Annotated in this window: 12 protein-coding genes; 4 read left to right on the top strand and 8 right to left on the bottom strand. The window is 60.7% G+C overall.

What is annotated here, in order from left to right:
* Positions 1-111 precede the first annotated feature (111 nt).
* Positions 112-1332 carry a polyhydroxyalkanoate depolymerase gene (locus AC1Q6X_RS22235; protein ID WP_070291132.1) on the top strand — a complete coding sequence of 407 codons (1221 nt, stop codon included), beginning with the start codon at positions 112-114 and terminating at the stop codon, positions 1330-1332.
* A 67-nt stretch (positions 1333-1399) separates the two neighbouring features.
* On the opposite strand, the gene AC1Q6X_RS22240 is transcribed toward AC1Q6X_RS22235, so the two are convergent.
* The 3 genes from AC1Q6X_RS22240 to AC1Q6X_RS22250 all read right to left on the bottom strand — a co-directional run bounded on the left by AC1Q6X_RS22240 (position 1400) and on the right by AC1Q6X_RS22250 (position 5518).
* Complete coding sequence (locus AC1Q6X_RS22240) at positions 1400-2077, bottom strand: DOPA 4,5-dioxygenase family protein (RefSeq protein WP_492498407.1); 678 nt, start codon at positions 2075-2077, stop codon at positions 1400-1402.
* Between the two features lie 42 nt (positions 2078-2119).
* Positions 2120-4651: a TonB-dependent receptor plug domain-containing protein gene (locus AC1Q6X_RS22245; protein WP_492498408.1), complete on the bottom strand. Its 2532-nt coding sequence runs from the start codon at positions 4649-4651 to the stop codon at positions 2120-2122.
* 126 nt (positions 4652-4777) lie between these two features.
* On the bottom strand, positions 4778-5518 hold the full coding sequence (locus tag AC1Q6X_RS22250) for a substrate-binding periplasmic protein (protein ID WP_492498409.1): 741 nt from the start codon (positions 5516-5518) through the stop codon (positions 4778-4780).
* Positions 5519-5845: 327 nt separating this feature from the next.
* Between AC1Q6X_RS22250 and rsxB the strand changes: the two genes are divergently transcribed.
* Positions 5846-6604, top strand: a complete 759-nt coding sequence (gene rsxB, locus AC1Q6X_RS22255) for an electron transport complex subunit RsxB (RefSeq protein WP_254670476.1) — start codon at positions 5846-5848, stop codon at positions 6602-6604.
* Positions 6601-7248: an endonuclease III gene (nth, locus tag AC1Q6X_RS22260; RefSeq protein WP_409027152.1), complete on the top strand. Its 648-nt coding sequence runs from the start codon at positions 6601-6603 to the stop codon at positions 7246-7248. The genes rsxB and nth overlap by 4 nt, the downstream gene beginning before the upstream one ends.
* 126 nt (positions 7249-7374) lie before the next feature.
* Here nth and proB read toward each other — a convergent pair whose 3' ends face one another.
* From proB to rplU, 5 genes are all read right to left on the bottom strand, one after another.
* Positions 7375-8493 carry a glutamate 5-kinase gene (gene proB / locus AC1Q6X_RS22265; protein WP_070219279.1) on the bottom strand — a complete coding sequence of 373 codons (1119 nt, stop codon included), beginning with the start codon at positions 8491-8493 and terminating at the stop codon, positions 7375-7377.
* A gap of 27 nt (positions 8494-8520) precedes the next feature.
* Positions 8521-8973 (bottom strand): hypothetical protein, encoded by a 453-nt coding sequence (locus AC1Q6X_RS22270; protein ID WP_492498410.1) that lies wholly within the window; start codon positions 8971-8973, stop codon positions 8521-8523.
* The gene (obgE, locus tag AC1Q6X_RS22275; protein ID WP_034754647.1) at positions 8945-10054 is read right to left on the bottom strand and encodes a GTPase ObgE; all 1110 of its coding nucleotides are present in this window, start codon (positions 10052-10054) and stop codon (positions 8945-8947) included. The genes AC1Q6X_RS22270 and obgE overlap by 29 nt, the downstream gene beginning before the upstream one ends.
* Before the next feature lie 114 nt (positions 10055-10168).
* Positions 10169-10441 carry a 50S ribosomal protein L27 gene (gene rpmA / locus AC1Q6X_RS22280; protein ID WP_070219281.1) on the bottom strand — a complete coding sequence of 91 codons (273 nt, stop codon included), beginning with the start codon at positions 10439-10441 and terminating at the stop codon, positions 10169-10171.
* 40 nt (positions 10442-10481) lie between these two features.
* Positions 10482-10793: a 50S ribosomal protein L21 gene (gene rplU, locus AC1Q6X_RS22285; protein ID WP_034754730.1), complete on the bottom strand. Its 312-nt coding sequence runs from the start codon at positions 10791-10793 to the stop codon at positions 10482-10484.
* Positions 10794-11097: 304 nt separating this feature from the next.
* Here rplU and ispB point away from each other — a divergent pair, with 304 nt between their 5' ends.
* A complete protein-coding gene (gene ispB / locus AC1Q6X_RS22290; RefSeq protein ID WP_070219282.1) occupies positions 11098-12087 on the top strand; it encodes an octaprenyl diphosphate synthase in 990 nt (329 codons plus the stop codon).
* Positions 12088-12136: the final 49 nt, after the last annotated feature.

A 12136-nucleotide genomic window follows, 5' to 3' on the forward strand; every position in this document is an offset into this window, starting at 1 on the left:
AAACAGTGGACCTATGCGCGGTAAAGCACATTTTGTCCTCAACAAATATCGTAAAATTGGATTATGATATTTGAGCCGATATTGGCGCTTGGAATCAAACAAGGACTCTATATGCTTTACCAACTGCACGAACTGCAACGCTCTTTCCTCACTCCGGTGATGCAATGGGCAGACATGTCCTCCAAGTTATTTACCAACCCGGTTTCCCCTCTGGCCCACACCCCGTTTTCGCAACGCATCGCAGCCGGCTACGAGCTGATGTACCGCCTTGGCAAAGACTACGAAAAACCGCAATTCGACATCAAATCCGTTCTCGTCCAGGGCGAGAGCGTCGACATCCGCGAACACGTTGTCGTGACAAAACCGTTTTGCCGCCTGATTCACTTCAAAAAAGAAGCCACTGGCTTGCAACAGCCCAAAGTTTTGCTGGTTGCCCCCCTGTCCGGTCACCACTCGACCCTGCTGCGCGATACCGTGCGCGGCTTGCTGGCCGAGCACGATGTCTACATCACCGACTGGACGGACGCGCGCATGGTACCGCTGACGGAAGGCCCGTTCCACCTCGATGACTACATTTATTATGTGCAAGAATTCATCCGCCTGCTGGCGCCTGATTTGCACGTGATTTCCGTCTGTCAACCGACCGTGCCCGTGCTGGCCGCCATCTCGCTGATGGCGACGGCAAAAGATCCGCACATGCCGAAAACCATGACGATGATGGGCGGCCCGATCGACCCGCGCCGCTCGCCCACGCAAGTAAACAACCTGGCGACGGAAAAGAAGTTCTCGTGGTTTGAAAACACCGTGATCTACGCGGTGCCGCCGAACTACCCGGGCTTTGGCCGCAAGGTGTATCCGGGCTTCCTGCAGCACGCCGGCTTCATCGCCATGAACCCGGGCCGCCACGCGCAAAGCCATCGCGAGTTCTACATGCACCTGGTGACGGGCGATGACGAGCCGGCGGAAGGCCACCGCCAGTTCTACAACGAGTACAACGCCGTACTGGACATGCCGGCCGAGTACTACCTGGAAACCATTAAAACGGTTTTCCAGGAATTCAGCCTGCCGAAGGGCACATGGAAAGTGGGCGGTCAGCTGGTGCGTCCGCAAGACATCACGAACGTGGCCCTGTTTACCGTGGAAGGCGAGCTGGACGACATTTCCGGTGCCGGCCAGACGCAGGCGGCGCATGATCTGTGTTCGGGCATCCCTGCCGACATGCAGCAAGACTTCGTGGCGCCGAAATGCGGCCACTACGGTATCTTCTCGGGCCGCCGCTGGCGCGAGATCATTTGCCCGAAGATCGGCGAATTCATCCAGAAACACGGCTGATACACGGCATACCCATCGAAACGCCACGCCAGTTCATACTGGCGTGGCGTTTTCTTTTATGCCTCGCTCATGCCCGTTCGATTTTCACCGTCGGGCGCGTATTGACAAAGATTTGCTCGACCCTTGGCTCGCCCGGTCCCGGCTTCTTCATCGCATAGCCGTTCACGGGCTGCGAACGGTTCACCCACAACGCGTAATACAGGTGGTCGGCGCGCGGATCTTCCGTATTCGGGTGGATCAATATCGTCAGGCCCAGGCTGTTGAGCTGCAGCCACGGCACGATCACCGGTAACAGGTCATTCGTAAAGCCAAAATAAAACGACGGCGTCACGTGCGGGCCGCGCGGCTCCAGATTCCAGTCGCCCAGCTCGATCTGGAAGCGCTCGGCCGCCCACTTGCGTATCAGCGCCGCCTTCTGGTAACTGTCTTCGTCAAAATAGATATGCGCGTGATAACTCTCGATATCCGTGTAGGCGCGCGGCTTGCTCGGCAAGGTTTCCTCGCCGGGGCGCACGCTGACCGGGCGCGGCGTGGGCGCCGTATCCGTATGCTCGCCCCATGGGCTTTTACCGGGTGGCGGCTTGACTCGTTTTACCGCGCCATCCTGCGCCAGGGCCGACCCCGCCAGGCCGGAAGCGGCCAGCGCCGCCACCAGGCCGCCGCCGCGCAAGAGCGTGCGGCGCTGCGGCGAAAGGAGATTCGCCCATTCCAGATCGATGGCGGCGTGTTGATTGTGTTCAGACATAGGATTTCCTGTTCTTGATGATCGGTAGAGGGATGGGGAAAATCAGAACGAGACGGTGGCGCGGGCGTAGTAATAGCCGCCCAGCACGCCCAGCGGTCCCGTGTTGTCATACGCGCCCGCGTACTGCGCCAGGCTGGCGGCGCTGCGCGCTTCGCGCGGCACCTGGTTCGGCTTCTGGTCGAAGACATTGTTGGCGCCCACCGTCACGTTGATGCGCTTGCTGATGTCGTAGCCGACGCTGACATCCGTCACGAAGGCCGCTTTCAGCTGGTAGTCGCCGCCCGTAATGGCGTTCAGGCGCTTGAGCTTGCCGTAGCGCGTCTCGCGTACATTGAATGTCCAGCCGGCTTTTTCATACGCCAGCGTGAGGATTTCCTTGTCGCGCGGCGCGCGGTACAGCAAGTCGTACTCGGCCGATTTGCTCAGGGTGCCGATGTTCGGCAAGCCTTGCAGCACGGCGGGAAGGTCCGCCTTGCCCACCAGGCTCGTATGGTTGATGTTCGCGGCCGCCGTCCAGCGCAGCTTGCCGTCGGCCACGCGCAGCACATCCTCGGCCGTGAAGTCGATGCCGCGCGTGCGCGTGTCGCCCACGTTGGCAAAGTAATGCGCGACGAGGCCATTGCCCACCGTCAAACCCGCCGAGCGCAGCAGGTTTTCAATGACGCCCGCTTGCGCCGCCGTCAGCGGCCGGCCACTGCCATCGAGCGCCATGCCCGAGCTGCGGTCGATGCCGATATTCGACGACACGCCCAGGCGGTCGCTGACCTTGATTTGATACGCGTCAACGGCAAGGCGCAGGGTCGGCGTGGGGTTGAAGGTCAACCCGGCCGACAGATTCGTCGATTTTTCAGGTTTTAACGCTTGCGCGCCCAGGGCCCGCGCGGCAACGGAATTGGGCTGTGCCAGGGTGTAGGGCACGCCCGCATGGTCGGACGTGTTCGAATATGACTGCGTCACCAGGCTAGGTGCATGGAAACCGTTGCTGACGGTGCCGCGCAACGCCACGGCGGGCGTGACGTCATAACGGGCGGACAAACGGCCCGTCGTCTTGCTGCCGAAATCGGAATATTTTTCGGCGCGCAAGGCCGTGTCGAGCAGCCATTGCGGCGTCAGCTTCGCGCCCAGGCCGACGTACGCCGCATAGCTGTGGCGCGCCGTGTCGGACGCATCGACGGGCAGGTAGCCAGCCAATGCCGACGAACCGCTGCCCTGCCAGGAAGCGGGTTCGCCCGGGCTGCGCTGCTGCGTTTCATGCGAGTACTCGAGACCGATGCTGAGATCGGCCGGCTCGCTCAAGCCCAGCTGCACGGGACGGCGTGCGTCCGCATTCGTCGTCGAGCGGCTGTAGCGCTGATTGCCGATGTCAAAATCCGTCTTACCGCCCGGATAGGTCAGCGAGTAATTGGCCGAGTGTTCCACGCCCACGTCGATATCGTCGCGGCCATAGGTGCTGCTGATATCCCAGCTCCAACCGGCCGTCTCGCCCTTGATGCCGCCCGTCAAGGAAAAATCGTTTTCGTTCGTCGTTTCATACGGCGTGAAGCCGTCGGGATACACGGCCAGCAAGCCCTTGTTGTTATTGAAAATGGTATTGGGCAGACGGAAATTCTGCGCCGAGCGGGCATTGCGGTGCGCGTAGGTGCCGAAGCCGTACAGTTGCACCTCGTTCGACACGTCATAACCGAGGTTGGCGCTGAGCGAGGCGGTCGTGCTTTGCGGCACGCCCGTATTGCGCCAGGGATTGCTGTTGCGCGTCGCTTCGGCCGGGTTCGGCGAAGCGCCGGCCGGCAAGCTGTTGTTCGGCCCCAGTTTGACCAGCTGGCCATCGCTGTTGCGCACGGCCGGATACGACAGGTAGCCGGGATTCAAGCCGAAGTTACGCACGGCAATGCCCTGGCGCTGGACTTCGGCGCCGAAGTGGGCAAAGCCGTGTTCGCCCAGGCGCGTACCGCCATCGATGCGCGCGGAACCGTTGGTGCCGTCGCCATCGTAGGTGGAACCGAGCTGCGTGCTGAAGCTGCCCTTGTCATCCGCTTTCAGGATGATGTTGATGACGCCGGCGATGGCGTCGGAACCGTAGATGGCGGAGGCGCCGTCGCGCAGGATTTCCACACGTGCAATGGCACCCGTGGGGATCAGGGCCAGGTCGGTGGCGACGGAGCCGGGAAAGCCATCCTCATTGACGATGGCCGTCGTATGCCGGCGCTTGCCGTTGACCAGCACCAGGGTATGCGATGGGTCGAGGTTGCGCAGCTGGCCCGCGCGCACGATGCTGCCCAGATCGGGCTGCACGCGGGCCGGCAAGTTAAACGATGGCAAGGCCGTATCGAGCGCGTCGAGCAGGTTCAACTTGCCCGTGGCCTGCAATTGCTGCGCGCTGATCACGTCGATCGGCGCGGCGCTGTTGGCCACTGTGCGGCCCGTGCCGCGCGCACCCGTGACGATGACGGTGTCCAGCGGCGCTTGCGCATGAGCCGCGCCAGGCGCTCCCAGCACGAGCACGGCCAACGAGACGGCGTGCGCCAATTGCAGCAAACGGGGGACGGGCTCTTGCTTGTGAATCAATTCCGGCATACGAAAACATCCTTTCAAAGTCGTCAACACAGTGGCTGCAGACTAAAGGATGGACAAACAAACAAGAACGAATGGTTTCGTATTTAGATATTTCGTTTTGGCAACGAACAACAACGGCGCGCAGTGTCAGGGATGGGCTGTCGCCGTCGCCAGGCTCTGGTCGAGCCGCTTCCAGTAATCGCGTTCCAGACGGGCCGTGTCGATGTCGCGCGCCGCCTCGTTGAAGCGCTTTTGCCGCGCCGCTCCCTCGGCATCGCGCTGGAAGCACACATGCACGGGGCGCTCCTTGAAGACGGTATCGATGATGGCGATGCGTTCCCGTTCAGCCTTGCTGAAGTTGCGTCCCATCAGCAAGTGCTGCAGCACATGGCGCTCGATGACGATCACGCGGTAGCGCTTGATCAACAGCTTCTTCAGATTCGTCGCATCGTTCAAGCCCTCTTCCGTCTTCAGCTCGCCACGCGCCACCATGCCATCGAACTGCTCCCCGTTCGAATAACCGGCCACGGTGCCGATGCGCAGCTTGCCCAGATCAGTCAGGGCGGCGCCGGGCACGCCATCCTCCTTCAGGTAGGCCAGCACACCTTGCGTGTTGCCAACCGGAACAGAAAAATGACAGAGTTTTTCCCGTTCGGGCGTGCGCCAGACGGCCAGGAAACCTGCGTAGCGGGGACTGGCCAGGCCAAACTGCATGGCGCGCTTCCAGGGAAAATACTCATATTTGACGACATAGCCCATGCGTTCGAAGACGGCGCTGACCATGGCGCCCGACATGCCGTCGGCAGGCAGGCTGCGGGAAATAAAGGGAGGCCAGTCTTCCGCCGCGAAGCGGACGATGCGCGAGCTGGCAGCGCCCGGCGCCGCCATGGGAGAGCCAGCCTGCCCGTATGCAAGGGCAAGTGTGGAGTGCATGAATAAACAGAAGGGCAAACCAACTGTCCGGAGGAAACGCATGTTTTGCTCCTATGACCTGGTACGCCTCACAGGGGGCGACAACAGGACTGGCGGTCGGCTTTTTGATTAGTAGCTTGATGAAAATCATGCTCCCACAAAAAAAAGGAATTGCAAAGTTGTTTATTTGCACTTTGACATTCCCAAGGGAAATAAAATACGATTGCGGCGCGCCTGCAACAGCTGGCCCTGGCACCCGCTATCCCCTCCTACAAAACAGGTTTTTACTTGTGCGCGGCCCAGATGGCCGATAATGACGTTTTACCGTGGAAGATGACCGTGCCGCACCCTGCCCCTGCCTCACTTGCCGACCAGATCGAAGACTTGCTGCCGCAAACACAATGCACCAAATGCGGCTACAACGGCTGCCGCCCGTATGCGGAAGCGATAGCCGCAGGCAGCGCCGACATCAATCAGTGCCCACCGGGCGGCGCGCAGGGCATCGTGCGCCTGGCCGGCTTGCTGGGCAAAAAAGTTATTCCTCTCAATCCCGTCAACGGCCTCGAACGTCCGCGATCTGTCGCCTATATCGACGAATCGCTGTGTATCGGCTGTACCCTGTGCATCCAGGCCTGTCCCGTGGACGCCATCGTCGGCGCCGCCAAGCAGATGCATACGGTAGTGACCAGCCTGTGCACGGGCTGCGACCTGTGCGTGGCGCCTTGCCCCGTCGACTGCATCGTCATGTACCCGGTCAGCGGTGACGCCACGGGCTGGGATGCCTGGAGCCAGATGGATGCGGACGACGCGCGCGCGCGCCACGATTTCCGCACGCAGCGGCTGCGCCGCGAAGCCGAGGCCAACGATGCGCGCCTGGCAGCCAAGGCCGTCGCCAAGATGCAGGAAGTGACGCAGGAAGTGCCGGTCACGCCAGATGAACTGGCGGAAAAGGAGCGCAAGCGCGCCATCATCGCCGCCGCCATGGAGCGCGCGCGCGCCAAGGCCGCCGCCAGCACCCAGACCGAACCGCCCGCCCCCAACACGCCGAAAAAAGACGCATGAACGCTGCCAAACGCCTGGAAATCTTTACGCGCTTCCGCGCCGCCAATCCTTCCCCGAAAACGGAACTCGAATACACGACGCCGTTCGAGCTGCTGATCGCCGTGCTGCTGTCGGCGCAGGCAACAGACGTGTCCGTCAACAAGGCCACGCGCCTGCTGTATCCGGTCGCCAATACGCCGGCCAAGATACTGGCCCTGGGCGTCGACGAGCTGGCCAGCTACATCCGCACCATCGGCCTGTTCCGCACCAAGGCGAAGAACGTCATCGCCACCTGCCAGATCCTGCTCGATCAGCACGGCGGCGAAGTGCCGCGCGACCGCGCTTCGCTGGAAGCCTTGCCCGGCGTGGGCCGCAAGACGGCCAATGTAGTCATGAACACGGCGTTTGGCGAACCGACGATGGCGGTGGACACGCATATCTTCCGCGTCTCGAACCGCACCGGCATTGCGCCGGGCAAGAATGTCGATATCGTCGAGCAAAAGCTGCTCAAATTCGTGCCCAAGGAATTCCTGCACGACGCCCACCACTGGCTCATCCTGCACGGCCGCTACACCTGCACGGCGCGCAAGCCGCAATGCTGGAACTGCATGATCGCCGACCTGTGTGACTACAAGGAAAAATCGCCGGTGCCGGCCGTGGTGTAAAGCAACGGCCCGAATAGGGCCGATGTCGTTGCTGCGTAGGTCGGATTAGGCGCAAGGCGCCGTAATCCGACGACCTTGTTGGCCGGTGGTGGCGTCGGATTACGCGGCGTTCGCCGCTAATCCGACCTACAACAACACCATATTGTCGCGATGAATCAGCTCATGGCCTTCCATGTAGCCGAGAATCGATTCGATCTCGGTGGACGGCTTGCGCATGATGCGGCGCGCTTCGCCGCTCGTGTAGTTCGACAGGCCGCGCGCCACGGGCACGCCGTGCGCGTCGACGCAGGTGATGACGGCGCCACGGCCGAATTCGCCGTTCACGCCCGTCACGCCGATCGGCAGCAGCGACTTGCCTTCCTGGCGCAGCTTTTGCACGGCACCCGCATCGAGCACGACGGCGCCGGCCGTATGCAGATGATCGGCCATCCACTGCTTACGCGCCGTCAATTGGCCCGTTTGCGCCAGCAACTGCGTGCCGATCGCTTCGCCCTGGGCGAGGCGGCTGAGCACGTCGCTGTCGCGCCCCCAGGCGATGATGGTATGGGCGCCAGACTTGGCGGCGCGCTTGGCGGCGAGGATTTTCGTCAGCATGCCGCCACGGCCCAGGCTGCTGCCGGCACCGCCGGCCATCGCTTCCAGGGCCGGATCGCCGGCGATGCCTTGCGTGATCAGGCAGGCGTTCGGGTCCTTGCGCGGGTCGGCCGAAAACAGGCCGTGCTGGTCCGTCAGAATGACCAGCGCATCGGCCTCGATCAGGTTGGCGACCAGGGCGCCCAGGGTGTCGTTGTCGCCGAACTTGATTTCATCGGTGACGACGGTATCGTTTTCATTGATGATCGGTACCACGCCCAGGCGCAGCAAGGTCGTCAGGGTGGAGCGGGCATTCAGGTAGCGTTCGCGGTCGGCCAGGTCGGCATGCGTGAGCAGCACTTGCGCCGTGCCGAGGCTGTGGGCGCGGAAGCTGCTTTCATAGATTTGCGCCAGGCCCATCTGGCCGACGGCGGCGCACGCCTGCAATTCATGGATATCGGTGGGGCGCTGCTCGAAACCGAGGCGCAGCATGCCTTCGGCGATGGCGCCGGAGCTCACCAGCACCACTTCCTTGCCGAGGGCGCGCAAGCCAGAAATCTGCGCAGCCCAGCGCGCGATGGCAGCATGGTCGAGTCCGCGGCCATCGTTGGTGACCAGCGAGGAGCCGACTTTGATGATGATGCGGGTAGCTTTTTGAATCACGGAATCCATGGGGCGGCGCTCTTCACTTAATAGACGTCAGCGCGCAGGACGCAGCAGCAGCAAGGCCAGCCCCGCCGTCAACTCCATTGCGCACATGAACAACACAAAACCCTGGGGCAAGCCGAAGCTGATGGCCGCGAACAGACGGCCGGCGGGCTGCGCCAGGACCAACATTGCAGTGATATCGCCGAGGACAGGCGGTTCGCCCTGCCGTGCCGCGAACAGCGCCAGGAGCGCGGTAGCGCCCCAGACACCGACATGGGAAGCGTAGAACTGGCTGTAGCCATCGACGCCGTTGAGGAAGATGCCCATGCCGGCCGCCATTTCATCGGCGAACAGCAGACAGGCGACCGCGCTCAGCCCGTAAGCATACGCGATCAGATGCAATACACGGCGCTGCCACGCTTGCTTGCGTGCGAACGCGGCAGCGACCGTCTGTACCGACATCAGGGTAAGGCGCTTAGTCGAGGATCTTGAAACGCGGATCATCCGGGTCGATCGACGAGATACCGCGTGCTTCTTCGGTCATCTGCGTTTCTTCGGCACGGCTTTCGCTGTGTTTCTTCTCTTCCAGATGCTGGTAGATGGCATTGACCAGTTCCGGGCAACCCTGGTGGTTCAGCGCGGAAATCTCGAAGACGGGACCTTTCCAGGCGAAACGCTTGAGGAAGTCCTTGACGATCTTCTTGCGCTCTTCTTCCGGCACCATGTCGAGCTTGTTCAGCACCAGCCAGCGCGGCTTGTCGACCAGCGACTCGTCGTACTTCTTCAATTCCTTGACCAGCGCCTTGGCTTCCTTGACAGGGTCGACGTTGGTTTCAAACGGCGCCAGGTCGACGATGTGCAACAGCAGACCCGTGCGCTGCAAGTGGCGCAGGAATTGATGGCCCAGGCCCGCGCCCTCGGAAGCGCCTTCGATCAAGCCGGGAATATCGGCGATCACAAAGCTCTTCTCGTGCGACACGCGCACCACACCCAGGTTCGGGTGCAGGGTGGTAAATGGATAATCGGCAATTTTCGGACGCGCGTTCGAGACGGCCGAAATGAACGTCGATTTGCCGGCGTTCGGCATGCCCAGCAGGCCCACGTCGGCCAGCACTTTCAGTTCCAGGCGCAATTCGCGGCGTTCGCCTTCCTTGCCCTCGCCTTTTTGGCGCGGTGCGCGGTTGGTCGAGGACTTGAAGTGAATATTGCCCCAGCCGCCTTCGCCGCCCTTGGCCAGCATTTCGGTCTGGCCGTGTTCGGTCAGATCGGCCAGGATTTCGCCGCTCGCGTTGTCGATGATCAAGGTGCCAACCGGCATGCGCAGGTGGATGTCATCGGCGCCCTTGCCATAGCAATCTGCGCCACGGCCAGGCTCGCCATTGCGAGCCTTGTGCATTTTGGAGAAGCGGAAATCGACGAGCGTGTTGATATTGCGGTCGGCGACTGCCCAAATGGTGCCGCCCTTGCCGCCATCGCCGCCATCGGGACCGCCGAAAGGCCGGAATTTTTCACGGCAGAAAGAGGCGCAGCCGTTGCCGCCATCGCCCGCGATGACTTCGATTTTTGCTTCGTCGATAAACTTCATAATTTTGCCGCCATAAAACTAAAAAGGCTCTACCTTGGGCAGAGCCTTTCGATTGAAGGCTTGCGCCTTACATCATGCGATCATTGCGGAGCGAACTGGCGCTCCGCCAATGAATTACGCTGGTACTGCTTCGTTTGGTACAACGGTCACGAATTGCTTCGAGCCGGCACCTTTGACAACGAACTTCACTTTGCCCGCGATCAGCGCGAACAACGTATGGTCCTTGCCCATGCCTACGCCTTCGCCGGCGCGCACTGGGGTGCCGCGTTGACGAATGATGATGCCGCCAGCATTGATAGCTTGGCCGCCGTAGACTTTAACGCCCAGACGCTTTGATTCTGAATCACGGCCGTTTCGCGTTGTGCCGCCGCCTTTTTTATGTGCCATTTAAGACTCCTTGATAGCTGATTAATTCAAACAGCGGCGATTAGCCGTTGATCGAAACGATTTGGATTTCGGTAAAATTCTGGCGATGGCCTTGATGCTTTTGGTAGTGCTTACGACGACGCATCTTGAAAATTTTGACCTTATCATGGCGACCATGCGCCACAACCGTAACCAGTACCGTTGCACCTTCGACCAATGGAGCACCAAACTTGATGCTGTCGCCCGCGCCTACTGCGAGAACTTGATCGATGGTGATTTCGGAACCAATGTCTGCCGGTATCTGTTCTACTTTAAGTTTTTCGCCAGCGACAACTTTGTATTGTTTGCCACCGGTTTTTATGACCGCGTACATGATTTGAAACCTCATCAAATGTTGAAAGAATTTGTCCCACTGTCACGCAAAGCAAGCCGTACACAACAGGGGGAACCAGCGATTATACACGGACTGAGAAATTGCGTCAAAAAGTATTCACAAAGCTTGACGATCGTGGTATGTCGACAACCTGACCATCATGTCAGGCTCGCGCCAGGCAGACAGGAAAACGCGCGGCAGTGCCAACAAGATCAAACAATTGCCTTACAGCCATAGGCAAACATCACGCGTGCGCAAGCCTTGTCGTATAATCGCGGCACCCACAATCTAATGCAGGTTCGCCTTGTCTGACGCTAACAAACACGTTAACCAAAACACCATCGTGCAAACGATTGCCGCCGATATGGATGCAGTCAATACGGTGATCCGCCAAAAGCTGCACTCCGATGTCATTCTGATCAACCAGATCGCTGAGTACATCATCAGCGCAGGGGGCAAACGCATCCGTCCCGTGCTGATTTTGCTGGTGGCCAATGCCCACGCCTATCGCGGCACGGCGCACCATGAACTGGCCGCCGTGGTTGAATTCATCCACACGGCCACCCTGCTGCACGACGACGTCGTCGACGAATCGTCGATGCGCCGCGGACGCCAGACGGCCAATGCCCTGTTCGGCAATGCCGCTTCGGTGCTGGTGGGCGACTTCCTACACTCGCGCTCGTTCCAGCTGATGGTGTCGCTCAATAATATGCGCGTCATGCAAATCCTCTCCGACGCCACCAACGTGATCGCCGAAGGTGAAGTGCTGCAATTGCTGAACATGCACGATCCGGACGTGACACAGGAAAGCTACCTGAACGTCATCCGCTCGAAGACAGCCAAGCTGTTCGAAGCGTCGGCGCAACTGGGCGCCCTGATCGCCGGCGCCAGCGAAGACGATATCGAAGCGGCCGCCGAATACGGCCGCTCGCTGGGCACGGCTTTCCAGCTGATCGACGACGTGCTCGACTATGCAGGCGACGCCGCCGAAATCGGCAAGAACGTGGGCGACGACTTGCGCGAAGGCAAACCGACCATGCCGCTGATCTGGCTGATGGAAAACGGCACGCCGGAACAGCGCGAACTGGTGCGCAGCTGCATCGAGCAAGGCGACGAACAGCATTTCGATACGGTCCTGACGGCCATCACCAGCAGCGGCGCCCTCGACTACACGCGCAAGCAGGCGGAAATCGCCGGCCAGCGCGCCGCCGATGCCATCGCCGGCTGGCCCGACAGCATCTACAAGCAATCGATGCTGCAACTGTGCTCGTTTGCCGTGGACCGCAATCACTGATCGCGTTGTACTTATATGCAATACAAAACGGCGCCACTGGCGCCGTTTT

The organism is Janthinobacterium sp. GW823-FHT06H09, assembly GCF_058794735.1.

Coding starts and splice junctions, on each gene's coding strand:
- AC1Q6X_RS22240 (WP_492498407.1), bottom strand. CDS start 2,077: ATGTCTGAACACAATCAACACGCCGCCATCGATCTGGAATGGGCGAAT.
- AC1Q6X_RS22250 (WP_492498409.1), bottom strand. CDS start 5,518: ATGGCGGCGCCGGGCGCTGCCAGCTCGCGCATCGTCCGCTTCGCGGCG.
- obgE (WP_034754647.1), bottom strand. CDS start 10,054: ATGAAGTTTATCGACGAAGCAAAAATCGAAGTCATCGCGGGCGATGGC.
- proB (WP_070219279.1), bottom strand. CDS start 8,493: ATGGATTCCGTGATTCAAAAAGCTACCCGCATCATCATCAAAGTCGGC.
- AC1Q6X_RS22235 (WP_070291132.1), top strand. CDS start 112: ATGCTTTACCAACTGCACGAACTGCAACGCTCTTTCCTCACTCCGGTG.
- nth (WP_409027152.1), top strand. CDS start 6,601: ATGAACGCTGCCAAACGCCTGGAAATCTTTACGCGCTTCCGCGCCGCC.
- AC1Q6X_RS22270 (WP_492498410.1), bottom strand. CDS start 8,973: ATGATCCGCGTTTCAAGATCCTCGACTAAGCGCCTTACCCTGATGTCG.
- rsxB (WP_254670476.1), top strand. CDS start 5,846: ATGGCCGATAATGACGTTTTACCGTGGAAGATGACCGTGCCGCACCCT.
- rplU (WP_034754730.1), bottom strand. CDS start 10,793: ATGTACGCGGTCATAAAAACCGGTGGCAAACAATACAAAGTTGTCGCT.
- rpmA (WP_070219281.1), bottom strand. CDS start 10,441: ATGGCACATAAAAAAGGCGGCGGCACAACGCGAAACGGCCGTGATTCA.
- AC1Q6X_RS22245 (WP_492498408.1), bottom strand. CDS start 4,651: ATGCCGGAATTGATTCACAAGCAAGAGCCCGTCCCCCGTTTGCTGCAA.